Origin of the sequence: Nocardia brevicatena NBRC 12119 (assembly GCF_000308495.1) — a bacterium.
Classification (GTDB): domain Bacteria; phylum Actinomycetota; class Actinomycetes; order Mycobacteriales; family Mycobacteriaceae; genus Nocardia; species Nocardia brevicatena.
Genome location: NZ_BAFU01000015.1, coordinates 31,721 through 57,939, shown reverse-complemented (window position 1 = coordinate 57,939; position 26,219 = coordinate 31,721). Strand labels below are relative to the sequence as shown.

The 26,219-nt window shown below is 69.6% G+C and carries 16 protein-coding genes and 1 pseudogene; 8 read left to right on the top strand and 9 right to left on the bottom strand.

Annotation, left to right across the window (positions count from 1 at the left end):
• The first annotated feature begins 127 nt into the window (after positions 1-127).
• Positions 128-1,069, top strand: a complete 942-nt coding sequence (locus tag ON20_RS03170) for an NADP-dependent oxidoreductase (protein WP_040833362.1) — start codon at positions 128-130, stop codon at positions 1,067-1,069.
• Positions 1,070-1,156: 87 nt separating this feature from the next.
• Here the strand turns inward: ON20_RS03170 and ON20_RS39780 are convergent, their stop codons facing one another.
• Together ON20_RS39780 and ON20_RS03165 are read right to left on the bottom strand one after the other, a co-directional pair.
• A complete protein-coding gene (locus ON20_RS39780) occupies positions 1,157-1,282 on the bottom strand; it encodes a hypothetical protein (protein ID WP_281032836.1) in 126 nt (41 codons plus the stop codon).
• Complete coding sequence (locus ON20_RS03165; protein WP_040833360.1) at positions 1,279-1,623, bottom strand: hypothetical protein; 345 nt, start codon at positions 1,621-1,623, stop codon at positions 1,279-1,281. The genes ON20_RS39780 and ON20_RS03165 overlap by 4 nt, the downstream gene beginning before the upstream one ends.
• Before the next feature lie 275 nt (positions 1,624-1,898).
• Here ON20_RS03165 and ON20_RS03160 point away from each other — a divergent pair, with 275 nt between their 5' ends.
• The 7 genes from ON20_RS03160 (at position 1,899) to ON20_RS03135 (ending at position 6,804) form a co-directional block, all read left to right on the top strand.
• A complete protein-coding gene (locus ON20_RS03160; protein ID WP_157228659.1) occupies positions 1,899-2,537 on the top strand; it encodes a hypothetical protein in 639 nt (212 codons plus the stop codon).
• Positions 2,513-2,635: a hypothetical protein gene (locus ON20_RS39775; protein WP_281032835.1), complete on the top strand. Its 123-nt coding sequence runs from the start codon at positions 2,513-2,515 to the stop codon at positions 2,633-2,635. Before ON20_RS03160 ends, ON20_RS39775 begins: the two co-directional genes overlap by 25 nt.
• Before the next feature lie 266 nt (positions 2,636-2,901).
• On the top strand, positions 2,902-3,339 hold the full coding sequence (locus ON20_RS03155) for a DoxX family protein (protein ID WP_040833358.1): 438 nt from the start codon (positions 2,902-2,904) through the stop codon (positions 3,337-3,339).
• Positions 3,340-3,379: 40 nt separating this feature from the next.
• Positions 3,380-4,858 carry a carboxymuconolactone decarboxylase family protein gene (locus ON20_RS33930; protein ID WP_083864549.1) on the top strand — a complete coding sequence of 493 codons (1,479 nt, stop codon included), beginning with the start codon at positions 3,380-3,382 and terminating at the stop codon, positions 4,856-4,858.
• Complete coding sequence (locus tag ON20_RS03145) at positions 4,855-5,724, top strand: SDR family oxidoreductase (protein WP_040833357.1); 870 nt, start codon at positions 4,855-4,857, stop codon at positions 5,722-5,724. The genes ON20_RS33930 and ON20_RS03145 overlap by 4 nt, the downstream gene beginning before the upstream one ends.
• A 187-nt stretch (positions 5,725-5,911) precedes the next feature.
• Positions 5,912-6,499, top strand: a complete 588-nt coding sequence (locus ON20_RS03140) for a hypothetical protein (protein ID WP_157228658.1) — start codon at positions 5,912-5,914, stop codon at positions 6,497-6,499.
• Positions 6,500-6,546: 47 nt separating this feature from the next.
• Positions 6,547-6,804: a hypothetical protein gene (locus tag ON20_RS03135; RefSeq protein ID WP_040833355.1), complete on the top strand. Its 258-nt coding sequence runs from the start codon at positions 6,547-6,549 to the stop codon at positions 6,802-6,804.
• On the opposite strand, the gene ON20_RS39770 is transcribed toward ON20_RS03135, so the two are convergent.
• The 7 genes and pseudogenes from ON20_RS39770 to ON20_RS32740 form a co-directional block, all read right to left on the bottom strand.
• A complete protein-coding gene (locus tag ON20_RS39770) occupies positions 6,788-10,672 on the bottom strand; it encodes a non-ribosomal peptide synthetase (RefSeq protein WP_040833354.1) in 3,885 nt (1,294 codons plus the stop codon). The two genes, ON20_RS03135 and ON20_RS39770, sit on opposite strands and share 17 nt — an antisense overlap.
• Positions 10,633-11,181: a condensation domain-containing protein gene (locus ON20_RS39765; RefSeq protein WP_157228657.1), complete on the bottom strand. Its 549-nt coding sequence runs from the start codon at positions 11,179-11,181 to the stop codon at positions 10,633-10,635. Before ON20_RS39765 ends, ON20_RS39770 begins: the two co-directional genes overlap by 40 nt.
• 83 nt (positions 11,182-11,264) lie before the next feature.
• A pseudogene (locus ON20_RS03120) lies at positions 11,265-15,710 on the bottom strand (amino acid adenylation domain-containing protein); the annotation flags it as partial.
• A gap of 40 nt (positions 15,711-15,750) precedes the next feature.
• Positions 15,751-21,027, bottom strand: a complete 5,277-nt coding sequence (locus tag ON20_RS03115; RefSeq protein ID WP_051161501.1) for a non-ribosomal peptide synthetase — start codon at positions 21,025-21,027, stop codon at positions 15,751-15,753.
• Positions 21,014-21,856, bottom strand: a complete 843-nt coding sequence (locus ON20_RS03110) for a 3-hydroxyacyl-CoA dehydrogenase family protein (RefSeq protein WP_040833352.1) — start codon at positions 21,854-21,856, stop codon at positions 21,014-21,016. The genes ON20_RS03115 and ON20_RS03110 overlap by 14 nt, the downstream gene beginning before the upstream one ends.
• Entirely contained in the window at positions 21,853-24,831 is a 2,979-nt protein-coding gene (locus ON20_RS32745) for a condensation domain-containing protein (protein ID WP_157228656.1), read from the bottom strand. Before ON20_RS32745 ends, ON20_RS03110 begins: the two co-directional genes overlap by 4 nt.
• On the bottom strand, positions 24,737-26,209 hold the full coding sequence (locus ON20_RS32740; RefSeq protein WP_051161496.1) for a polyketide synthase: 1,473 nt from the start codon (positions 26,207-26,209) through the stop codon (positions 24,737-24,739). The genes ON20_RS32745 and ON20_RS32740 overlap by 95 nt, the downstream gene beginning before the upstream one ends.
• Positions 26,210-26,219 lie beyond the last annotated feature (10 nt).

Here is a 26,219-nt window from a genome sequence, read left to right as displayed (position 1 = left end):
GTAAGTGCTTCGATATCGGAGATATGTGATGCGCTTCACATCCAATACCGGAATTACTTCGATATCGAAACATGTTGGCCCTGACTGTAAGCTTCGAACTCGAAGCAAATATCCGGAGGAGGAAGTCATGAAGGCAGTGCGTTATCACCGGTACGGCGACAGCGACGTCCTGGACTACGAGAAGATCGAGCGACCGGTCCCGGGTGCGGGCGAAGCGCTGGTGAAGGTGGCCGCCACCTCGTTCAACCCCGTCGACGCGGCGATCCGCGCCGGTTATCTCACCGAGGTGTTCCCGATCGCGTTGCCGCACATACCGGGCGTCGACGTCGCCGGGACGATCACCGAACTCGGCCCCGATATCGCCGGCAACCTGCACGTGGATGATGCGGTGGTGGCGTTCCTACCGATGACGGCCGACGGCGCCGCGGCCGAGTACGTGCTCGCGCCGGCCGAGGCGCTCGCCGCGGCGCCGCGAACGGTGGAGTTGGCCGACGCCGCCGCCCTGCCCGCCACCGGCCTCACCGCCTGGCAGGCGCTGTTCGAACTCGCCGAAACGAAACCCGGACAGACCATCCTGATCAACGGAGCCGGGGGCGCGGTCGGCGGCTATGCGACCCAACTCGCGAAACAGGCCGGAGCCGTCGTCACCGCGACCGCGAGCACGCGCAGCGCGGATCGGCTCCGCGATTACGGAGCCGACCGGATCATCGGCCACCTCGATCACACAACCCCCTCCCTCACCGTGGACGGCGGGACGTTCGATGTCGTACTCAACCTGGTGGCCACCTCACCCGCCGAGACCGCCGGTCTCGTCGATCTCGTCCGCGACGGAGGAACACTGCTCAGCACCACGACACCTCCCCCGGAGAACCCCGGACGGCAGGTGCGTACCGCTCGCGTCTTCGTCCGCGGCGATGCCCGGCAACTGGCGGGTCTCGTCGACCGCGTCGACGCCGGGACGCTGCGGATCGATGTCGCCGACCGCCGACCGCTGGCCGACCTCGCGAGCGTGCACGAGGATGCCGCGACAGGCCGCCTGCGGGGCAAGACCATCCTGATTCCCGCCTGACCCGGCGAGAGGCCGGAGTCCCGAGGCCGGGCCGCCGACCCATCGGGGGGCCTGCCGACAGCACCGGGCGCCGGGCGGGCCGGCCGGTCAGCGGGGTTCCACCCCGGTGTCGAGTTGGAGGTGCACCATCGGCAGGCCGTCGACCGGGGCGCCGGTGGCCTGTTCGATGATGACCGGCACCGACCGCGCTCCCTCGTGAGCCCGGACGTTCATTCGACCGACGGAAGCGGGGCGAGGACCACCGTGCCATCGAGCGTGACCTTGAGAGTGGCGGCGTCATCGGTGTGCTGGGCCAGACGGACCATCACCTCACTGGCGACCTCCCTCGCGAACTTCGCGTCGGGGAGCCGGGCCAAGGAATACGTGGCGGGCCTCATTCTGCCGCTGGTACCGGATTCGTCGGTTTCCCATTCCCCTGCCGGGACCGCCAGTCTCACGACCACGTCACACTCACCGAAACTCCCCGGACTTTCGGAAAGTTGGGTACCGACCTCGACGACCCCGACCGCCACCACCTGATCGGCACGAACCCAGAACCCATTGCGGGTGGACACCCAAAGTTTTTGCCCCATAAGCAATTGTCGCCAATGGTGCCGTCCCGGCGGCAGCTATTGTCGGATTCCGCCGGCGCGTGAGTTGACGCTGCAACAGCGGAGCGTCCCGTGTAAAGGCCTGGGCGTCACGTTTATCCCTGTTGTTCGGTAATCGGCCTGCGACGACATCGGGCACGAGCGATGATGTTCAAGCCCCGGAAGGTGGGCGTGGCGTCCAATGCTGTTGGAGACACAGGTTTCCGCGCCGGCCGACGTCTTCGGGCGAGGAGGCAGCCATGTCGATGTGGCGAGTATTGGTGTGCGTGGTCGCGGCTCTGGTGGTGGGGGGATGTGCGACGTCGATGCCCGAACGGAGCGCGGATACGACACGGCAGGCCGGCCTGCTCACCCCCGAAACGCCGCCGGAAGGGGGTCCCCCTGGGCTGCCGGGAAAGACGGATGCCGCGGAAGTGCCCGGAGCGCCGTTCAAGATTCCGCCGATCACGCTCAGCTATGGTGCGCCCATCGTCGCGATCGAACAGGAGGTGAGAACCGAGATCGCGAAGAAGTGCGATGGCTGTGTGACCGTGGAGGTGCAGACCGGTACAGACACCACGCTGAGCCGATGCCAGTTCGCGGAATACCTTGGTGCGGAGGAGGACGAATCCGATCCCGAGGCGGCCACTCCCTCGTTGATCCTGAAGCCGGGAAAGCAACTGATCCTGTTCACCGGCGCCCTGACACCGAAGCAACTGCCCTGCGACGAGGACCCGGACCACTACTCGCCGGCCACGTCCGCCCCACCGACCGAACCAACGCCCGAGGTGGAGATACCGTCCGAAACCGTGACGCCGTCCGTGTCACCGATGGACGAACCGCCGAGATCACGGTCCGAACAGCTATGTCCCCTATGCTCATTCCACGCAGCGCCCTGACCGGCGTCGACGGCCGGCCACCACTGCTGTCGCTGGAAACCATCGCCACCATTTCCACGATCCATTCCAGCGGCGCGGATCTGGTGCGCGGCGCGTAGGCCCCCTACACGCTGGGTTTCGAGGCCAAGAGCCTGCTGCATCCGTTCCTCGGCGTCCACGCTTTCGGGCACGCCGGTTCGGACGGATTCGCCGACCCGCACAGCGGTCTCACCTACGGCTACACCCGCCGCCGAGCCACCTTCGCGTTCAACGCCCCCGAGAACGCTCGACTGGCCGCGGCCATCCACCGCGCCGCGACCGGCACCGCGATCGCCTCGGCCGCCTCCGGCAACCACCCCTCTTCACCTCGAGGAGCAATACGACCATGTCCACCCGCACTACTTCGATGATCTCCCGTGGCCGGAAACTCGCGCGCTGGGTTCCCGTGACCGCCGTACTGGCCGAAACCGCGATCGGCGCGTACTGGGATCTGGCCCGGATCTCCTACGTCCGCGACTCGTTCGACCACCTCGGCTACCTCATGTACTTCGCGACCATCCTCGGCGTGGCCAAGACCGCGGCGCTCGCGGCAATCCTCACTCCCGGCCATCCCCACACGAAGGAATGGGCCTACGCCGGGCTGGTCTTCGTCTACGGTGGCGCCGCCACATCCCACCTGGCCGCCGGCGACGGCCCGGACAAGTGGGCCATGCCGCTGTTCTTCGCCACCGCCACCTTCGCCGCCCGCGCCTGGCTGCCGCAGGGCGGAACCACCTTCGCCCCGCTGTGGAGGCTCGGCGCCCCGCGTCACCAGCACGCCTGATCTCAGGGACATCACACCCGAAGAGAGGAAAACCACAGCCATGCAAGCTTGTTCGACCGCCTCGCAGGCCTCGACCGGTTCCCGCCTGCCCAATCCGCAGCAGCTCGTCCCGGAGCTCGGCAAGGTCGGCGCGGCACTCTTCGAGGCCACCGGCAACGGCTCGGTCCCGCGCACCACGATCGGCCTGGTCCAGCTGCGTGCGGGCCAGATCGTCGGCAGTACCTACCTCGTTGTCCTGCACTCGGGCAACCTGCGCGCGGACGGGGAAAGCGAGGAGCGGATCACCGCGGTGGCGACGTGGCAGGACAGCCCCTACTTCACCGAAGCCGAGCGTGCGGCGCTCGCGCTGGCGGAAGCGGTCCTCCGACCTGCGCCGCACGGCGAGCGGGTGCCCGACGAGCTCTACGCCCGCGCCGCCGAACACTACGACGACAAGGCCATGGCGACCCTCGCGATGGTGATCGGCCAGGTGAACTTCATCCTCCCGCCGGCCGTCATCGGTAAGCCGCTGCCCGGGCGCCCGCCCGCGGAACGGTGGTCACCGGTCTCGTCCCGGTGGCTCGGCCACCACCGGCGCCTCGATCACGCCGGACTGCTCGCCGAACACGACGAACCGCTCGGCGAGCGGTCCGACGAATACTCACGATCCGCGGTGCGGCCGGTTCCCCTCCGACCGGCTCCGCTGTGGGGGCTCGAGCCATCGCAGGTACCGGTCGGCGAAGCCGGAGACGAGTGGGGTGATGCCTCCGTCGCCGCACCGCCTGCCATCCCAGAGCGTGCCCCGGAATGTAGCGGTAGCCCCTTGCAGACTGTTACTTGCACGAGTAATTTCTTACTCGTGCAAGTAACAAGTGGGTCCGCGCCACTGTCTCCGGCCGCCGCGGAGCGGCGCCGGCAGATCGTGACCGCCACGATCGAGGTGCTGGCCGAGGTCGGGTACGCACAGACATCGTTCGCGAAGATCGCGAAGCATGCCGGCCTCAGCAGCACGAGGCTGATCTCCTACCACTTCAGCGGTAAGGAAGAGTTGATGCGGGCCGTCGTGGTGGCGGCGAAAGACGCCGCCACGGAATTCATCCTGCCGCGCATTCTGGCCGCGCCCGGCCACCGGGAGCAGTTGGCCGCGTATATCACCGCGAACATGGAGTTCATGCGGGAGCGGACGGGCGTCCTGCGGGCCCTGATCGAACTCAACAGCAATGCACGGGCGGCGCTCGGGGAACCCTTCCTGGACGACGCCGGCGCGGACTCACCACTCCCCCCACTCGAACAGGGCCTGCGCGAAGGCCAGGTCACCGGCGCGTTCGGCGATTTCGACCCCCATGTGATGGCGGTCGCGCTGCGTGCGGCCATCGACACCATCGCGATCCGATACGCCGAAGGCCAAGTGGGGGATGTGGAGTTCTACGCGGCCGAACTGGTCGCCTTGTTCGACCGTGCGACCGCTCCCGAAGGCGCGCGAAACGCCCGGGATTCCGCGGAAACCTCGACCGACCGTCAACGGAGGGAAACGAAATGAAACTGCAAGCCGGACAGGTCGCGGTCGTGACCGGCGCCGCCAACGGAATCGGACGCGCGGTGGCGCAGGCACTGTGCGCCCGCGGGATACGAGTGGCGCTCGCCGATATCGACAGCGACGCGGTGGCGAAAACCGCCGCCGAACTCGGGTCCGACACCCTGGCGGTACCGACCGATGTCGCCGATCCGACACAGGTGCAACGGTTGGCCGACACCACCCTGCGGCACTTCGGCCGGGTCGACCTGGTGTTCAACAATGCCGGCATGGGGGTGGGGGGACCGATCTGGCTGGTGGAACCCGACGACTGGCAACGGGTCTGGTCGGTCAATGTGCAGGGCGTCGTCAACGGGATACGCGCTTTCGTCCCACACCTGATCGCGGCGGGACAAGGCCATATCGTCAACACCTCGTCCTTGGCGGGCGTCTCCATCGGCCTGTTCAACGCGCCCTACACCGCGAGCAAACACGCCGTGGTCTCCCTGACGGAGGCACTCCACGGCGAACTGGGCATACTGTCGCCCGGGATCGGTGTCACGGTGGTGTGCCCGGGGCCGGTCGACACCCGGATGCTGCGCGGGCTCACCGACGGGGTCGGATCCATGCTCGGAGAAGGCGATTCCATCCCACCGCAGCCCGGCGAAGGATGGTTCGGCTCGCTGACCCCCGAACAGTGGGAGCGGTTCGCGCCCGCCCTCGGCGCCGTCACCCGGTTGGCGGACGAGATCATGCCCGCCGCCCGGGCCGCGGAAATCATCCTGTCGGCCGTGGAAGCGGATCGCCTCTACGTCACCACCCACCCGGAGTGGGCCACCCAGGCCAGTGACCGGGTCGCGGCGATCGTGGCCGATATGCAGGCGTCCGGTTAGCTGTTCCCGACCGGGGTATCGGTAATCCCAGCGCTCCACTGCGTTCCGCTACAGCGGTCTGGTGCGTACTTCCAGAACGACCTACGCTCGGAGAATGCAAACGACCGGAGAGCGCATCCGGTACTAGCGGAGGCGTCGGGGTGGGATCAGTCAGAAGGTTCTGGCGGAGATATCTCTGCTCAACGCGATGCCGCCGGAAAATGCCGCTCTGGCCGCACGGCTGGCCACGCGAACAGCGGCCGAAATGCAGCCCTGGACCCGGGATGTACGGGTCCGACAGGCCTACGGGAACCTGCTGTGCCGGGGCGCGATCGCCCACGCGGTGGCCGGACAGTCGAGCAGCGCGTTCGATCTGCTGAACGAGGCGTATTCGGAGGCACGGACACTCGGTGAAACCGATGACGGCGGTTTTGGCCTGCTGTGGTTCGGACCGACCAGCGCGTCCATATGGCATGTATCGATTGCCGCCGAGCTCGGTGACAGTGAAGAGGCCGTCAACGTGGCCCGCTCCGTCGACCCGAGACCGGTACGTGCTCCGAATCGCGTCGTCTACTTCTGGATCGACTTCGGACACTCACTGACGAGCACCGGTAACGACGCGGACGCGGTACGGGCATTCTCCGAGGCCGAGATGGTCGACCCACAGCGCACACGAATGGACCGAGTGGTACTCGATTCCGTTGCCGCGCTTGTTCGTCGAGCCCACCGCGACGCGATCGGCAGTCGCCTCGGAACACTTTCGCACAGTCTCGGCATCGACCCGTATACGACATAACGCCGTGTAATCATTTCCCCTCGCCGCTTCGGCATTCTTCTACCGCCGTGGTGGTCCCGGGGTTCGAGCATGCCGAGCCGATCCGGGACCTGCGTGAGGAGATGCGCCGGCACATCCGCGGTACGAAGGTCGGGCGCAAGGCGCCGGCCGGCGACCGCACCCACGTCGACGCGCGCCGGCCGACCACCTGGACGATGACCGCTCGCGACGTCACCGCCTCGGGTGTGGACGGCTACACCTCCACCGTCGCGGACTGGGCCGCCACCACCGTCGCCGACCTCGACCGGGCTATGGGCGTTCGCTGAGGGCACCGTCGGGCACCGGCACGGGCACCGCGCCGTCCGAGCCGGACGTGAGGATCGGGGCGTCGATATCGGCGCATATCGTCGCCAGCGTCTCCCACATCCGGTCGGCGAACTTCTCGATCGTCGACCGCTCGAACAGTTCCGCCGCGTAGATCAGCTCGCCGCCGATACCGGCCGGCCCCTGGCCGGGGATGTATCCGTCACGCAGTTGGAGCAGCAGGTCGAACTCCGTACGTTGCGGCGGCAGCGGCAGCAGGCGGGCCGTCGCGTCGCCGAAGGGGCGGTCCGCCACGATATCGCGGTAGAACGTGGTCGCGACCTGGAACAGCGGATAGTGGTGGCGCGAACGCGGCGGGTTCACCAGGGCCACCAGTCGGTCGAAGGGGAATTCCTTGTGCTCGGTGGCGCCGAGTAGCCGGTCGCGCAGCTGTCCCACCAGCTGCCGGTAGGTGGGTCTGCCGGAGGTGTTCGCCCGCAGCACCACGGTGTGCACGGCGCAACCGACCAACTGGTCGAGTGCGTCGGTGTCGCGACCGCTCACCGCGACACCGACCGGGATATCGTGGCCCGCGCCGAATTCGGCCAGGACGCAGACGAGAGCGGTGTGCAGGATCAGATAGGTGCTGGCCGAGCACTCCCGGGCAGTCCGCGCGATCGCCCGATGGGAGTCCGCGTCGAGCGACAGCGGCACCGCCCCGGCGCGATTGTCGACTCGTTCCGTTCGGGGGTGGTCGGTGGGCAGTACCGGCGATCCGGGCAGCCCGGCGAGTTCGGTCAGCCAGTAGCGTGCCTGGGCCGCGGCGCGGGCCGCTGGATCCGATTCCTCGCCCATCAGCTCCCGCAGCCACAGGGTGTAGTCGGCGAATTGCACGGCGGGCGAGGGCCATTCCGGTGCCCGGCCGGCGGTGCGGGCCGTATAGGCGAGGACGAGTTCGTGCGACAACCGCACCAGGGATTCGACGTCGCCGGCGATGTGGCGCAGGACGAACAGGAACACATATCGCGTCTCGGTGAGCCGGAACAGCCTGGTGCGCAACGGCGGCTGGGCCCGGACGTCGAAACCGCGGCCGAGTTCGGCGGTGAGTACCGCGTCGAGATTCTCCGCGGCGCAGTCGTCCACACGGAAACAGGTGTCCATCCCGAACGCTTCCGCCCCGGTTTCGCCGCCCTCGGCTGTCGGGGCGGGCACCGGCGCGTTGCCGGCGTAGGGCAGTACGGTCCGCAAGATCTCGTGTCGCGCGATCACGTCCGTGACGGCCGCGCGCAGCGCCCCCACATCCAACCGGCCGTCGATCTCGACGGCCTGCGACATCAGATACTCCGCCTGCCCGCCGGCCAGGTAGTTGAGGGTCCACAGCCGCTGCTGCGCGGGCGTCAGCGGAACCGGCCCGGTATGCCGGCGCGGGACGAGCGCCGGCCGGCGGCGAGCCGGATCGGCCGTGTCGAGCCGCTGGTCCAGACCGGCCACGGTGGGGGTCTCGAACAGATCGCGCAGCGTTATCCCGGCCTCGAAGGTGGTGTTCACCGCGTCGACCAACCGGATCGCCGAAAGCGAGTTACCACCCAGGGCGAAGAAATCGTCGTCCACCCCGATCTCGTCGACACCGAGCACACCGGCGACAACGCTCGCCAGGATCTGTTGCCGCTGCGTTCCCGCCGCACCCGACGACGTGTGTTCCGGGCGTGGCAGGGCCGCGATATCGATCTTCCCGTTCGAGGTGAGCGGCAGCTCGTCGAGCGGCACGACCACGGCCGGTACCAGGTAGGACGGCAGCGTCTCGGCCAACCGGGCGCGCAATCCGACCGGATCGACCGGCCGGTCCCGCCCCACCACATACGCGACCAGCGATTTCCCGGTTTTCGCCTGCCGTGCCGTGACAACGGCCGCGGCGATACCGGCTTCACGCCGAATGGCGGCCTCCACCTCGCCCGGCTCGACCCGGAAACCGTTGATCTTCTGCTGCCGGTCGACCCGTCCGAGGAAATGCAGCCGACCGTCCCGGTCCCAGCGGCCGAGATCCCCGGTGCGGTACATCAGGGCGCCGGGCCGGCCGTGCGGGTCCGCGACGAACCGCGCCGCGCTGAGCCCGGGTTGCCGCAGATAGCCACCCGCCACCCCCGCCCCGGACAGGTATAGCTCCCCCGCCACCTCGACCGGAACCGGCCGCAGTGCGGTATCGAACACGGCTACCCCGGTGTTGTCGACCGGGACTCCGATCGGCACCGGCCGGTCGTCGACGGGTTCGTGCGGAATCCGGTGCGCGAGCGCGAACGCGGTGGCCTCCACCGGGCCGTACAGGTTCGTCACCGCCACCTCCGGGCGGGCGGCGCGGACCCGGGCGACCGCCGCCGGCGCCGGCACATCACCGGTGGTCGCGATATGTTCCACGCGGGCCAGGTCCGCGGGAATGGCCTCGGCGAGCACCTGGAACAGCCCGGCCGAGACCAGGAGCGAGGTGACCGAACCGCGGTCGAGCACGTTGCGGTAGTCGTCCGCGGCCAAGGGGCCGGGCGGTGCGATCGCCACGCTGCGTCCGGTCAACAGCGGCATCCACAGTTCGTAGACGACCATGTCCCAGGTGTAGGGGGAGTGCAGGAGCAGACGCCGATGTTCGTCGCCGCGACCGATCCGGTCGAGTGCGCGGGCCACGATGTTCCGGTGCGTGATCCGCACCCCCTTGGGGGCCCCGGTCGATCCCGAGGTGAACATCAGCCAGGCCGGCGCGTCGGGGGCCACGACCGTCCCGAGGTTCGTCTCGGGCAGCCCCGCCGCGGCGCTCTCGTCCGCGCCGAGATCGCGCAGGATCAGCGCGGCTCCGGTATGGCGCAGCAGCCATTCGACACGTTCGGGTGGGTAACCGTCGTGGATGGGCAGGCATACCGCGCCCAGTTTCAATACCGCGAGGAAGGCGACCACCAGTTCGGGTGAGCGCGGCAGCGCGATCCCGACCGGGGTGTCGGCGCCTACCCCCCGGTGGGCCAGTCGCCGGGCCAGACGGTTGGCGCGGGCGTTCAATTCGCCGTAGGTGAGCACGGTTCCCGCGCACCACAGCGCGGTCCGCGCACCGTACTCGGCCGCTGTCGCCTCGAAAACCTCGACCACCGTTCGGTCCGCGATCTCCACGGACGCGCCCGAACCCCACCCGAGCACCTCCGGCGCCGGCAGCCGAATCCGCCCCACCGGGTCGTGCGGCCGGTTCGCGACGGCAGCGCACAGGCCGGATATCACCGACCATATGTCGTCGACCGTCCCGAACCGGTTCGGCTGTCCCGGGCGGATACCCAAGCGGAAACTCAGCACCGGCCCGGGGAACACGGTGACCGCCAGCGGATAGTGGGTGCGGTCGCGATACTCGGCAGCGACCACCGACAACTCGGCTGCCGGATCGGCGAAGGCCGCCATATCGAGCGGAAAGTTCTCGAAGATCAGCGCCGTATCGAACAGTTCGCCGACCTCCCCGGCGGCGGCGAGGATATCGCCGAGTCCGAGGTGATCGTGTTCGAGCAGCGTCGATCGCCGGGACTGTATGCGCGTGGCCAGTTCGACCGCCGATATCCCCTGATCCACCCGGACCCGCAGCGGAACCGTGTTCATGAGCATCCCGACCAGTTGTTCGGTGTCGATACCGGTGTCGCGCCCCGCGACGGTCACCCCGAACACCACCTCACCGCTGCCGGTGAGGTGCCCGAGCGCCGGCGCCCAGACCGCCTGCACCAGGGAATTGAGCGTCAACCCGTGCGCCGCCGCCGTTTCGGCGAGCGCCGCGGACACCGCGGGGTCGAGCGAGAACGTGTGCAGCTCGGCCGGGCCGTCCGTCCCCGCGCGGCCTATCCGGGTGGGTTCGATGCCACGAAGCTCCTCGGCCATGCCCGACGCGCCTCCTCGTGGTTCTCGGCCGCGAATCGTTCGAGCACGGTCCGATACGACGGCGCGGGTTCGAGTTCGACCCCGTGATAGCTCTGGAACAGCTCACGCAGGAAGAGGGCGGTCGACCACCCGTCGAGCAGCGCATGGTGGAACGAGAACACGAGCCGCCACTGCCGCGGCCCGGTGTGGACGAGAGCGATCCGGAAGACCGGGGCGACCTCGGGATCGAGCGCCCGCAGATCCTCCCGGGCCAACCGCTCCACCGTCTCGTCCGCCGCGGGGCCGGCGGCCTCGACCATGCGCACCGGCAGCTGCAGGTCGACCGGCAGCATGAGTATCGGCCGTTCGACTCCACGTACCACGAAAGCGCCGGTCAGCTGCGGATGACGGCGCAGCACCGTGCGCGCGGCGGAGCGCAGCCGGTCCGAATCCACGTCGCCCCGCAGGGTGAGCAGGATCTGCACCGCGTACGGATCGGAGGTGGTCTCGTAGAGCGAGTGGAACAGCATTCCCGCCTGCATCGGCGTGGTGGGCAGCAGATCGGTGAACGCGCCGTGGTGCCGTTCGAGCCGGTCGATCGCCTTTGGTCGATCCGTACCAGCGGGAAGTCCGACGGGGTGTATCCGCCCGCGCCGGGACGGCTGTGGTGACGGGCGAAGGCGGACAACACCTCGGCCCACAGCTCGGTGAGTTCGGTGACCGCCGCGCGGTCGAACAGGTCGGCGGGCCAGGTCCAGTGGGTGCGCAGCCCTCCCTCGCCGTCCACGTAGGCGATGAGGTCCAGCTCGTGCACGCAGGCCGCCTCCGGGCCGGTCGGGCTGCCGAACGATTCGAGTCCCGCCGACGCGCCGCCCACATCGAATCGGCCGAGGTAGTTGAAGCCGATGGGGGCTTCCGGGCCGAGCTCCGCACCGGCCTCGGCGCGGCGCAGCAATCCGTATCCGATTCCGTGGTTCGGCACGGCACGCAACCGCTTTTCGACCGCGCGCACCGCGTGCACCAGCTCCGGCCCTCCGGACAGCATCCCGTCCCAGTCCGTGACGGCGGCGTCGAGCACCACCGGGTACATCACGGTGAACCAGCCGACGGTGCGGGAGGTGTCCAGATCCGGCACGGTATCGCGGCCGTGCCCCTCGATATCGACGAGCACCGGCTCCGCGCCCCGCCACCGCGCCAGGGCCACCGACAGCGCGGTGAGCAGGATCTCGGTGGTACCCGTGCGGAACCGGCTCGACACCGCAGTGAGCAGCGTGTGGGTCAGGTTTGGGTCCAACCGGTCGGTCAGCCCGACGGCATCCGCCATACGGTCACGGGCGGGATCCAGGCGACGCCGACCGATGGTGGTGGCCGCGGACCCGACACCATTGCGCCACCATCGCGCTTCCTCTTCCGAAACCCCCTGCTGTACAAGCCTTTTCGACCAGGTACGCAGTGATGTCGGCACCGGGTCGAGGTGGCTTCCCGAGATCGCCCGTTCCAGATCGGGCAGCAGGATCCGCCAGGAGACATTGTCGACGACCAGGTGATGGATCATCAGCAGCAGCAGATCGCCGTCCGTCCCCGCGAATCGGACGGCCTGCACCATCACGCCGTCCCGCGGCACCAGGCGTCGCTGCGTGGCGAGCCGCTCCATATCCCGTTGCGCGGCGCTGCCGGTGGACACGACTCGGCGCAGCAGATCTTCCGCGCGCACCCATCCCGGCTCCGGAATCTCCACCCGCCATTCGTCCCCCGACGTCCATTCGGCGCACATACGCAGTGCGTCATGGTGGTCGATGAGCGTCTGCAACGCGGCGAGCAGTACCGGTTCGGTCACCGCCGCGGGCAGCCGAACCACCGCGTACTGCGCGAAGCCGTCGGTGATCGTGCCCGACCGGGCGAGCCGTTCCATGATCGGCGTGGCCGGCATCGCACCGTACGCCGCGGACGGGTCCTCCGCCGCGACCATGTCCGAGACCGGGACCGCGATCCCGGCCAACGCGCGCACCGTCTGGTATTCGAAGATATCCTTCGCGCTGATCGCCAACCCGACCGCGCGCGCCCGGTTGACCAGGCGGATCGCCAGAATACTGTCCCCGCCGATAGCGAAGAACCGGTCGTCGACGCCGAAGTCGTCACGGTCGAGCGCCTCGGCGAACAACCGATGCAGCCGCGTCTCCAGGTCGGTGCGCGGACGGTCGAACTCACCGCCTGCCCCACCCGGCCGGATGGCGAGCAGCCGCCGCTCGTCGAGTTTGCCGTTGCCGGTCAACGGCAGCTCCGGGACGGCGATCACGGCGGACGGGAGCGCATGCGCCGGCAGTGTCGCCGCGATCCGGTCGCGGATCACACCGGTGTCCAGCTCGGACACCACATAGGCGACGAGCCGGGGTGTGTCGTCGACCAGGACGGCGGCCGCGGACACCTCGGGCAGTGCGCGCAGTGCGGCCTCCACCTCGCCGCGTTCGATTCGGAACCCGCGGATCTTCACCTGCCGATCGGCCCGCCCCAGATACTCCAGCACACCGTCGACCCGGCGGGCGATATCACCGCTGCGGTACATGACCGCCCCCGGCGGACCGGCGGGATCGGCCACGAACCGGGCGGCGGTGAGACCACGCCGACGCAGATAGGCGCCGGCCACACCCGGCCCCGCGATATAGAGCTCGCCGGGCACCCCGGCCGGCACCGGACGCAGAGCGGCGTCCAGCAGAGACACCCTCAGGTCGGGAATGGGCCGGCCGATGAGGTTGGCGTGCGTCCGCGCGTCGACCACATATCCGGTGGTGAACACCGTCGTCTCGGTGGTGCCGTACATATTGACCACCGCTCGGTCCGGGTGGCGTTCGTACCATGCGGCCACCCGGTGCGGTTCGATCACCTCACCGCCGAGGATCACCCAGCGCACCGCGAGCTCGGACGCGGGTCGGGACGCGTCGGCGTCGACCAGCATGCCGAAGGCCGACGGTGTCTGGTTGAGCACGGTCACGCCCTCGGCGGCGAGCAGTTCCCGGAAGTCCGCGGGCGAGCGGGCGGTGTCGGCGTCGACGACCACCAGTCGTCCGCCGTACAGCAGCGCGCCCCAGATCTCCCACACCGAGAAGTCGAACGCCACGGAATGGAACAGTGTCCACACATCGGCGGGACCGAACCCGAACCACTCCTCGGTTCGGGTGAACAGCCGTACCACATTGGCATGCGAGACGAGAACGCCCTTGGGTTTCCCGGTGGATCCGGAAGTGTAGATCACGTAGGCGGGATCGTCGGGCCGCGGGGACCGCACCGGCGCGGCCGAGACATCCTCGCGCGGTTCGTCGACGGCCAGGACCGGCGCGGCCACGGCCGGCAGGGTCACCGCCGAGGTGGTGACGACGAGCGCAGGCGCGCAGTCGTCGAGGATCGCCCGGATCCGTTCGGTGGGATTGGTCGGATCGACGGGGACATAGGCCGCACCGGATTTCAGGACCGCCACAACGGCCACGACCAGCTCGGTCGACCGCGGTAACGCGATGGCGACGAATGCGCCCGGCCCCGCGCCGGCGGCGGCGATCCGCCGGGCCAACATATCCGACCTCTCGTCGAGTTCCGCGTAGGTCAGTGTCTCGGCACCGCGGGTGAGCGCCGGTTCGGAGCCGTGCGCGCGTACGCTGTGCGCGAACCAGGAGACGAGCGTCCGTTGCGCCTCGCTGTCCTCGGAAGCAACCTCCGGGGAGTTCCGCCGCGTCACCGCGGTCCCCGCCGGGGCCTTCGCGCCGTGCGACAACACCGTCGAATCGGGTCGTTCCTCGTCGGCCGCGATATCGAACTGCAGCCGGCCCACGGACAGCTCGTCGGGCGCCTGCGCCAGCGCCCGCAGCGCCGAGAGGAACCGGTCGTGGTGGGCCGCGAGATCGGCTTCGCGGAACCGCGCGGTGGTGCTGTCGAAGGCCACGCGCAACCGCGGCAGGCCCTCGTAGACGCTGACCGTGAAATCGTCGGTGCGTCCGGCCGACATATCGTGCAGGGTCGCCGGATACGGCCCGAACATCACATTCCGCTGCTGGGGCAGGATATTCACCACCGGGCCCACAATGCGGCGCTCACCGCCGGCCGCGGAGACGTCGGCGAGCATATCGGCCAGTCGGTAACGCTGGTGACGCAGCACGGTCAGCGATTCCGCCCGTACCGCACGCGCCAGCGCGAGCACGGTATCGGCGGGGTCGACATCGAGACGCAGCGGTACGACATTGGCCGTCATTCCGAGCGCGGTGCGTGACCGTTTCGCCGGAACCGTCAGCCCCAGCCCGACCGTGCGCGCGCCGGTATCGGCGTGCAACAGCGCGGCCGCCGCAGACAGCACCAACGCGGGCCATCCCGCTCCCCACCGTTCGCCCCGCTCGCGCAACTCCCGCCACGCGGATACCGCGAGGTTCCCGGTGTGGCGGAGATAGGTGGTGGGGCCCGGATGGACGGGTCCTTCGGCGAACATCGGCGCCTCCGGCATATCCGCCAGCCGGCCCGACCAGAACTCGCGGTCGGCGCGGAACCGCTCGGACTCACGGTAACGGTTGTCCTCGGCGACCAGGGCCTCCACCCGGTCGAACACCCCACCGGCGACCTCGTGTCCGGCGCCCAGCTCGGTGTAGACCGCCGCGGCGCGCCGCAGCAGCGCGACGAACGCCGCACCGTCCAGCACGATATGGTGCGCCTTCACGGACCACAGGTATCCGGCATCGCCCACATCCAGCAGTCGCTGCTCGAACAGCGGCGCGCTACCGAGATCGAACGGACGGTTCAGTTCGGCGTACAACCGCCGCTCGGCCTCGTCGACCGTGCGGAAGCGGGCACGCTCCAGCGGCCAATCGGGCAGTTCCTCCACGGTCTGCACGTTCCCGTCGATGCGCACCCGCAGCGTTTCGCTGCCGGCGATGACGATCCGCGCCGCCTGCTCGAATATCCCGGGATCGATCCGTCCGTGGATGTGGACGTACCCACCGACTATGGCGCGCGCCCCGGTGTCATCGAGTTCGTGCGCCAACCAGATCTCCTGCTGGCCGGCGGTCAGGGGCCATATCGTCATCCGGCGACCTCCGGTCCGTATGCGGTGGTGCTGCAACGCCTCATCGGTCCTCCGCATCCAACCCGGGTCCGATACCGGACACCGACCTGGTGGGAGCGCCTGCCGGCGCGAAACACGACACAATCGGGTCCGCCGGCCGAGTACCGATGGAGATCAGCACGCACGTCAACCGATCCAGGATCACGCGGACGGTATCGGCGGAGAACCGGGCGGGCCAATGGCTCGCGGTGATCCGGAGCCGGTTCGCGGCGCCGACGCGTGGCACCGCCCCCACCCCCGACCACACCGAGAGCGACAGCGGGAAATGCGTCGCCTCATGTGATTCGAAGCCCGCGATGGACAGGCCGTCGTGCGACGCGGTCGATACCAGACCGGGATCGAACGGGTACGACTCGAAGACGAGCAGCGTATCGAACAGCTCCCGCGACCCGTCGCCGACGCACGCCTGGATCGCGGTGAGACCGAGATGATGGTGCGCCACCAGAGCGGCCTGCTCCTCCTGCAACCGCTGCAACAGCGTCGTCACCTGCTCGGCGGGATCGATGCGCACCCGTACCGGCACCGTATTGATGAACAGGCCGACCATCGTCTCGACCCCGGGCAGGTCGGCGGGCCGTCCGGATACGGTGGCCCCGAACACGATATCGGTGCGGCCGGTCAATGCGCCCAGCACGATCGCCCACGCCGCCTGCAGCACCGTGTTCACGGTGACGTCCAGTTCGGCCGCGATATCCGCGATTCGACGGCTGTCCGCCTCGTCCAGCTCGACCATCTGTTCCAGCGGCGCGGCGGTGGACGGGCCGGGAATCGGGGAGCTCGCGAGGATCGTCGGCTCCGCACCGGACAGCGCGGCGCGCCACGCCCGTTCCGCGGCGGTGCGGTCCTGCCGGGTGAGCCATTCCAGATAGTCGCGGTAGGAGGGTCGCGGCGGCAGGGCTGCCCGGGCGTCACCGCCGATGCCGGATTCCGCGTGCCCGTCGTCCAAGCGCTCGGTCATCGCATAGTGGGTCAGCAGATCCTGCATGAGAATCGGCACCGACCAGCCATCGAAGACGATGTGATGGCTCGTCACCACGAGTTTCGCGCTTTCGGAGCCGAAACGCACGAGCGTGAACCGGATCAGTGGCGGGCGGGTGAAATCGAACCGAGCGGTGCGATCCGCCTCGAGCAGCGCATCGATATCGGTGCCGGGGTCCATGTCGATCTCGGTCCACGGCAGCGCGGGCGAATCGAGCACCACGGCCACCAGTGTCCCGACGTGGTCGGCGTGGAACGCGGTACGCAGGCTCGGATGGGCCGCCAGTACGGCGCGGGCGGCGGCCCGCAGCCTACCGGCGTCCACCGATCCGGTGAGGGTGACGACCAACTGCAACGTATAGGGGTCGACCGTCCGCCCAGAGTAGAGGGCGTGGAAGAACAGCCCGGACTGCATCGGCCCGAGCGGCCAGATATCGACGAGCCCGGGATAGCGATGTTCCCACTGCTCGATATCCGACCGACCGACCGGCACCAGGGGGAAATCCGACGGAGTATGCCCGCCCACCGCCCGCTCGGCATGATCTGCCATCACTCGCAGCGCACCGCCGAAACGTTCGACGAATTCCGCGGCCTCGACGCGAGCGAGCAGGCTTTCCGGATGGCCGATGGTCACGCGTAACCGCCCGGCCACCACAATGAGATCCAGTTCGAGCGCCCCGGCGGCGGGCATATCCGGGTCAGGGGTGCGTGGTAGCGCGGACAGATCACTCGCGGGAACCCAGCCGACCCCGGTGAACTCGTCGGGAACGGCGGTGGCGGCGATATTTCCCAGATAGTTGAAGACGATCTGGCCCGGCTCCTCACGCGGCAGGGCGGCCGCCGTCGCGGGGTTCGCATAGCGCAACAGCCCGTACCCGATACCCCGCCCGGGGACCGCCCGGATCTGCTCCTTGGCCGTTTTGACGACCTCCCCGAGCGACGCGCCACCGGACAGGGCGTCGGCGATATCGAGCCCGCCGAGCCGAAACCCAACCGGGTAGAGGGCGGTGAACCAGCCCACGGTGCGGGAGATATCCGCCCCCGGCGCGATATCGGGCTCTCGACCGTGTCCTTCCAACCGCACCAGCACGGATTCACGCGGACGCCAACTCGCCACCGCGAGCACCAGTGCGGTGAGCAGTATTTCGTTTGCCCCGGCGTAATAGCGCTGCGGAAGGGCGGATACCAGGGCGGCGGTCTCGTGTTCGTCCAACTCCACCTGTGTGTAGTGCGTGGTGGAGGCGAGGTCACGGGCCGGATCGAACGGTCGGTCCGCCAGCGGCGGATCGTCACCGTCGACGACCTCGCGCCAATACGCCAGTTCCGCGGTGCGGCTCTCCCGCCGCGCCTCGTCGACCAGCGCATGCGTCCAGCGGCGCATGGAAGTGGCCACGTCCGGCAGTATCGGCGTGCGGCCGGCGGCGACCTGTGCCCACGCCGCGATGAGGTCGGGCACCAGAATGCGCCAGGACACGCCGTCCACGGCGATGTGGTGCACGAGGAATATCAGCCGGCCCGACCTGCCGCCTCGCTCCGTCTCGGGATCGAGCCAGACGAACCGCACCACCACGCCCTCGGCCGGGTCGAGCAGGCCCAGCGCGGTGTCCAACTCGGCGGCGGCGAGCGCCGTGAACGCGTCGGTGTCGATGGCGGGGTCGAAACCGACCCGGTGTACTATCTCGTCGGCGTGTACCGACCCCGTCGCGTCCGCGAAGAGCCGCCGGCGTCCGCCCGCGTCCCGGTACAGCCGGGAGCGCAACATATCGTGTCGGTCCAGTACCGCAGTCAGGGTGGTGAGCAACTGCGGGCGGGTGATCCCGATGGGCAGTTCCAGCACCATGGCCTGGGCGAAGCGACGCCAACCGCCCCCGCGTTCGACCAGATAGGACGCCGCCGGCGGCAGCGGCATCTCGCCGACCCCGCCACCGGGCAGTTCCTCGAGCGCGGGCGTCACCGCGGCTCCCTGGGCCGCCGCGGCGAGCGCGGCCGGCGTGCGGTGTTCGAACACCTGCTGTGCGGTGAGCGCGATACCGCGCGCCTTGGCCCGCGACACCAGCAGAATCGACATGATGCTGTCGCCGCCGAGCGCGAAGAACGAGTCGTGCGCGCCGACCCGTTCCCGCCCGAGAATCTCGGCGTAGACGGTGGCCAGTGTTTCGGCCACCGGACCCTCCGGCGCCTGGTAGGCAGCCGTATCGACCCGAGGTTCCGGCAGTGCCCGCCGGTCGGTTTTGCCCAAGGGGGTCAGCGGAAGGGCGTCGAGCGCCGTCAGGGTGTGCGGCAGCATATAGGCGGGCAGCCGCTCGGCGAGCGCCCGCCGGAGGGCATCGAGATCCGGGGCGTGGCCGCCGGCGGGAACGATATAGCCGTGCAGCCGGCCGTCGCCGGCGACGGCCACCGCCGCCGAGACCGCGTCGTCGGCGAGCAGCGCCGCTTCGACATCACCCAATTCGATCCGCAGACCGCGCAGCTTCACCTGGAAATCGTTGCGCCCCAGGAACTCCAGCTCGCCGTCGCGCCGGCGCACGATATCGCCGGTCCGGTAGAGCAGCCCACCGGCGGCGCCGAACGGATCGGCCACGAACCGTCCGGCGGTCTCGCCCGGACGGTGCAGATACCCGCGCGCCAGCTGCACACCTGACAGATACAACTCGCCCGCGACACCCTCGGGCACCGGATGCAGCGCGGCGTCGAGCACATGGCAGCGGATGTTCCACACCGGGGCACCGATCGGCACCGTCTCGGTCTCGTCGGCCCGTACCCGGTGCGCGGTGACCGCCACGCAGGTCTCGGTGGGTCCGTAGAGGTTGGCCACCTCCGCCGGTCCGGCCGCGGCCCAGCGGGCCTGTTCGGGCGCGAACACCTCACCGGCCACGAGTATCCGGCGCACACCGGGCGCCACGGTGTGCTCGTCGGCGAACAGGCGCAGCGTCGACGGCACGAACTGCACCGTGGTCACCGCGAACCGGCGGATCAGGTCGGCGGTCTCGGCGGGATCGAGATGGGCGGCCGGCGGCGCGATGACCAGTTGGGCGCCGACCTGCAACGGCCACAGCACTTCCCAGAGCGAGACATCGAAGGTGGTCGCGGTCTTCTGCAGGACGATATCGCCTGTGCCCAGGCCGAAACGGTGCTGCATCCACGACAACTGGTTGCGGATCGCGGTATGGGTGACCGCCACGCCCTTGGGCCGCCCGGACGAGCCGGACGTGAACATCACATAGGCGAGATTGTCGCCGCGCAGCGCGAAACGAGGCGCGGAATCGTCCTCGGCGGCGGCCAGGCGATCGAGCGCGACGAGATGTTCGGCCCTCAGCACCCGTACGGGCGCGTCGGCACCATCGGACAGTCCCGGCAGTGCCACCGGCCGGGCGGTCTCGAGAATATGCGCGAGGCGTTCCGGCGGCAGCTCGGGATCCAGCTGCAGGAACGCCGCACCGGCCTTCACGATCGCGTAGACGGCGACGACCGCCTCCACCGATCGCGGAACCGCCACGGCGACCACCGTTTCCGGCCCGACGCCGGCACGGACCAGCCGACGCGCCCACCGGTTGGCGCGGGCGTCGAGTTCGGTGTACGACATTGTTTCGCTCGCGGTACGCAAGGCGATCGCCTCCGGGGTGCGCCGCACCTGCTCCTCGAATGCGGCCGGCAGCGTGACCGGCTCGTCCGGGACGGCGCGACCGCCCTCCACGTCCGGCCGACCGTTCGCTACACCGGCACCGCCGCCCGCGGTTTCCCTCGCGTCGGACACGGTGACGCCGCCCACCGCGCTTCCCGATTCGGCGACGAGCCGGTGGAACAGCCGCACGAACGCCTCCGGGGCACCGGGCACCCCAATATGCCATCGTCCGTCGGTGCATTCGGCGGACAGCGCCCAGCGCCGGACGTGCCGGGCGGGCCACGGATCGTCGAAGTCGGCGCGGAAACGGTGTCGACGGGCACGACGCAATTCGACACCGATCTCCCGGACCACCGTCTCGAAACTCGTATACGGGCTCACCCGTGCCCGGATCGGGACGAGTCCGAACTCGTCCCGATGGCCGAGCGTCAGCTCGGGTTCCCCGCCCAACCGCTGTCCGTAGACCGCCAACGCGGCCAGTACGACCGCGCCGGCGCCGCCGCCCGAGCGGGCCAGCCGCCCGAACCGGGCGGACCCCGGTAACGGCAGCGCTTCGTGCGCTATCGGGGCCACCCTCGGCTCCTCCGGCCGCGGTGCGCCGGCGAGCCGCTCGGCCCAATACGCGCGGTCGGCCGTCCGAGCCGCGAATTCGTCGATCACGATGTCATCGGTAGTCATGGAAACCCCGCCCCGTCTTCCGTCCGTAATGTCCCGCGGCGACGAGCGCGGCCAACGTCGGCGGCGCGGTGTAGCGGTCGTCGCGCAGTTCCGCGCGCAGCACGGCCATGGTGTCGGCCACATTGTCGAGTCCGATGAGGTCGGCGGTGCGCAGCGGCCCGGTCGCATGGCCGAGACAGCCCTCGAACAGCGCGTCCACCGTTTCCGCGCTCACCCCGTCGTCGAGTGCGGCCGCGGCCTCGGCGATGGACAGCATGAGCACCCGGTTGATCACGAAACCCGGACGGTCCGGGACCACGATGCCGCGTTTGCCCATGACTTCGACCAGCGCGAGGGCGCGGTCGAGCACTCCGGCGGCGGTCCGCGCGCCGGTGACGACCTCCACCGTGTCGGTCAACGGCGCCGGGTTCATGATGTGCAGGCCGAGTACACGATCCGGCCGTTCGGTGGCCGCGGCGAGATGGGCGATGGGGACGGCGGAGGTACAGGACGCCAATACCGTGTCGGCCGGGCAGACACGGTCGAGTTCGGCGAACACCGCGGTCTTCGACATGAGTTCTTCGGTGACACACTCGATAACGAATTCCGTCTCGCGCAATGCCTCGAGCTCCGTTTCCCACCGGATCCGCCCCGCGGCGTCCGCGATCGCCGCACGGTCGCCGCGGCCGAGCAGCAGCGTCAGCCGCAGCGCCTGCCGCAGCGAGGTTCTCGCCCGACCGGCCGCGTCGTCGTTGTCTTCGACCAGGACGACCGCGCGGCCCGCAACCGCCAGGCATTGCGCGATACCCGTCCCCATCGTGCCCGCGCCCACCACACCGACCGGCCTCATCGCGCCACCACCTCGAGCACCGAGGCTCCGGGTTCGGCGGTGACCGCGGCGAACAGCCGGCACAGGTCGCGGGCCATATCGTCGACGGTTTCCCGATCGAACAGCTCCGGTGCGTATCCGATGGTGAATTCCACCCGCCCGTCCGCACCCGCCGACCAGGTCAGGGCGAGTTCGGTGCCGGTGCCGGTCTCCGGTAGCGCGCCGCACCACACGGTCGACGGGTCGTCGGGCGCCGCTCTCCTGTCAACGGCGCCGATTCGTGTCCGCGCCCACACCGCCGCCGCCCGCGCGACCAGGTCGGCGCAGCTGGGCTCATCGGCGATATCGATGCGAACCGGCAGCGGTTCCGTCCATCCCGGCGCCGCGAGCCCCAGAGGCACCTCGTCGCGACCGGAGTACCAGCCGAGCAGGCTCACCCACGCCGCGAGTAGGGCGGCGTCGATATCGTTCGACGCCGTGACCACCCCGGCGACCCGCTCGACGCCGTACCCGCCGGGCCGCCGCGGCCGATCGGTGGGCACCTCGAGGGCCGTGGGCAGGGATACCGTCCCGTTCCGAGCCGCCTGTGCCCCGACAGCGTTCCCGCCGGCCGTTGCCGGCGCCGCGGCGTCACGAAGCAGCTCGGCCGGCGACGGGTCGTCCCTTGTCACCATGGTGTCGAGAACGGACAGGTAGGTATCGGCCATCCGCTCGACGGTCCGCCTGGTGAACAGCTCGGTGCTGAACTCCACACAGGCGCCGATATCGTGGTGGTTCGCGCCGCCGGTATTGGCGTAGGTCACCAGGGTGAGATCGAATTTCGCGGTGTCCGCGGGCAGACCGCCGAAGGCGTTCGCCGGGCTGTGTTCGGTATCGAAACCGCTGCCGACGGTCCCGGTTATCGGCGCGATATCCGGTATTTCCTGGTGTACGTACAGTACGTCGAACACCGGGGTGCGGCTCAGGTCCCGCCCGCCGCCCAGTGCGTTCACCACCCGGTCGAACGGGATCTCCTGGTGTTCGAGCGCTCCGAGCACCACCCCGCGAACCTGCGTGAGGAACTCCGACAGCGACAGTTCGCCGGCCAACCGGGCCCGCAGGGCGACAGTACTGTTGAAGAACCCGATCATGCCCTCCAGTTCGCGTCGACTACGCCCGGAGGTGGGGGTGCCGACGACGATATCGCGCTGACCGCTGTAGCGCGCCAGCGTCAGATACAGTCCGGCCAACAGCACCACGAACAGGGAAACCGATTCCCGACGGGCCAGCGCCCACAGTTCGGTCAGCAGCGCCCCGGGAAGGGTGAAAGGCAACAGGTCGCCGGTGAATCCCATGCGCGGAGGCCGCGGGAAATCGGTGGGCAGTTCCAGCCGGGGCGCGCCGCGCAGTGTCTCGGTCCAGTAGGCGAGTTCGTGGTCCAGGGCCGAACTCGCCAACAGCTGCCGCTGCCACCAGGTGTAGTCACGGTAGCGGTAGGGCAGGGGGGCCAGGCGGTGCGGCCTGCCCTCGAGCCGGGCCGCGTACAGTTCCGGCAGTTCGCGGGCCAGGATCGTGGGGGTGGCGCCGTCGGTCACCATGTGATGGCAGGTGATCTGCAGCACATGGTCGTCCGGTCCGAGTGTGACCAGCAGCACCCGCAGCAGGGGATCGTTCGCCAGATCGAACGGCGACCGCGCGGCCACGCGCACCAACTCCCGCGCCGAGGCCACCGGATCCGGGCCGTCGGATACGTCCACGGCCCGGAAGAAATCGCCCAGACCGGCACGTATACGCAGTTCCGGGACACCGTCGGAGGCCACGATGTTGTAGCGCAGCGATTCGTGCCGCTCGCCGAGGTCCTCGAACACCCCGCGTAATGCCGCGCTGTCGATCGGTCCGCGCAGCCGGTTGACGTAGGGGTAGTTGTACAGCGTTGTGCCGGGGTCGAACTGGTGGTGGAACCACATCCGCTCCTGCCCGAACGACAGCACCGGTTCGTCGTGCGCGACCAATTCGGGAGTATCGGGCCGGGCCGCGGGAGGTGGTGCGGCCACCAGCAGTTCGGCGAAGTCGGCGAGTTTGGGCCGTTCGTAGACGTCCAGGAGTTTCGGCCGGAAACCGAACGCCTCCTCGACCCGGTCGACGAGTTGTACGGCGATGATCGAATTGCCACCCAACTCGAAATAGTCGGCGTCGGCGTCGATCTCGGTGTCGGTGTGCAGCAGTTCGCGCAGGGTGGCGCGCAGCCACTGCCGCGGGCCCCCGTCGACGGCGGAGACCGGGCCTTTCGCCGGGGCGATCGGCGGCTGCGGCCCGCTGGGCAGATCGACCCAGCAGCGGGTGCGCCGCATCGGATGACCCGGCAGCCGAAGCCGCCGGCCACCCTCCGGATGCAGGGCCGACCAATCGATATCGATTCCCCGCCGGTACAACGCGGCGAGGAGGTCCAGGGGGTTCGGCGCGCAGACGATATCGACCTCGTCGCCGAACCGATCCCGCAACAACGCGGTGAGGCGCCCGCCCGTGCCCGGTTCGAGGAACACCACAGGTCCGGCGGCACGCAGAGATCCGACCGCCGCGACGAGCCGCTCCGGGTCGATGGAGAACTCGGCGCCGGCGACCTCGGCGGCGCTCACCGGTTCGGTGGAGCCGAGCAGATGGCGGGCCGCGAACCGGGACGCGCCCGCACTGAGTACGGCCGCCATCTCGACACCGCACGCCCGCAGATCACGGTGCACCGCCAACTGCCCGGCCAGCACCTCGGCGGTATGCCCCTGCGCCGCCAACAGATCCGGCAGCGGATCGACCAACACCCCCGACGGCACAGAATCCGGCGCGAGCAGCAGGGCCACCGCGGGCGGGACGCCCGGCACGGGATCGGCCTGCGCTCGCTCCGCGCGTGCGGCCAGCACCGCGACCAGCTCATCGGTACTGCCCACCACCACCGCGAACCGGTGGTCGTAGTGGGAGCGGCCCTGATTCAGGGGTGAACGCCACATCATCAATCCCGTGGTCACCGCCGCGCAGCGCCTCGGCGAGCCCGCCGCACAGTTCGGCCAGCGCCTCGGCGCCGCGGGCCGACACCGCCACCAACCGGGCCGGCGCAGCGGGCGGCCGATCCGGTCCGGGCTCGGCCGGCGGTTGCGCGATCACACAGTGCGCGTTCGCGCCGCCGAGACTGAACGAGCTGACCCCGGCCAGTCGCGGGCGGCCGTCGGACAGCCACGTCCTGGTCTCGGTCACCACCTCGATACCCGAGGCCGCCAGATCCACCGCCTCGGTCGGCCGCTCGAAGTGCAGCGATTCGTACAACTCCCCGTGTGCGACGCTGAGCACCGCCTTCAGCAGCCCCGCGACTCCGGCGGCGTGGTCGAGATGACCGATATTCGTCTTCACCGACCCGATCGGCAGCGTGGCGGCGCGACCCGGACCGAACGCCGCCGCGATACCCTCCAACTCCACCGCGTCGCCGAGCCGTGTCCCCGAACCGTGCGCCTCCAGATACCCGGCCTCGCGCGGGGACACCGCCGCCTGCCGCCAGGCCCGTTCGATCACCCGTATCTGCGCGGACGCGCTCGGTGAGCTGATCGTCGCCGAGGAATGCCCGCTGTGCAGGGTGGCACTCCCCCCGATCACCGCGTACACCGGCGCACGCTCGGCGCGGGCCCGCGCCAGGGTCCTCAACAGCAGCGCGGCGCCGCCCTCACCGCCGGCGGCGCCGTCCGCTCCGGCGTCGAAGGCCCGGCAGCGGCCGCTCGGCGACACGATCTCGGAGAACACGGCCCCACCGGCCCGTGAACCGTTGGCCCGCACATTCACCCCGCCGGCCAGCGCGTACCGGGCCTCCCCGGCGCGCAGTTCACGGCAGGCGTGGTGCACGGCGATGAGCGAGGCGTTGCAGCCGCTGTCGACGGCGTAGCACGGGCCGCTCAGCCCGAGCAGATGGGCGATCCGTGCGGGGGTGCCGAACCCGAGATTGCCCAGCATGCCGAGCGGCCCGGAATCCACGGCCATCCCGTGGTAGGCGGGTGTGGGCGAGCTGAACACCACTGCGGTATCGGCTTCCCGCAGGGTCGCCACGCTGTAGCCGGCGTCTTCGACGGCCCGGTGGGCGAGTTCGAGCGCGATCCGCTGCTGCGGGTCCATCAGCGCCGCCTCCCGTCGAGACAGCCCGAAGAACGCGTGGTCGAAACCGTGCACATCCACCAGATGCCCCATCGGCAGGAAGTCGGCGGGATCGCCGATACCCGTCGCCTCGCTTCGAGCGGCGGGCATCGGCCCCACCGAGTCGCGGCCGGCGGCGAGGTTGGCGCGGAATTCGTGCAGGTCGGCCGCATCGGGGAATCGGGCGCCGATTCCGATGATGGCGATATCGTCGTCACGGTAGGTGTACACCGGATACTCC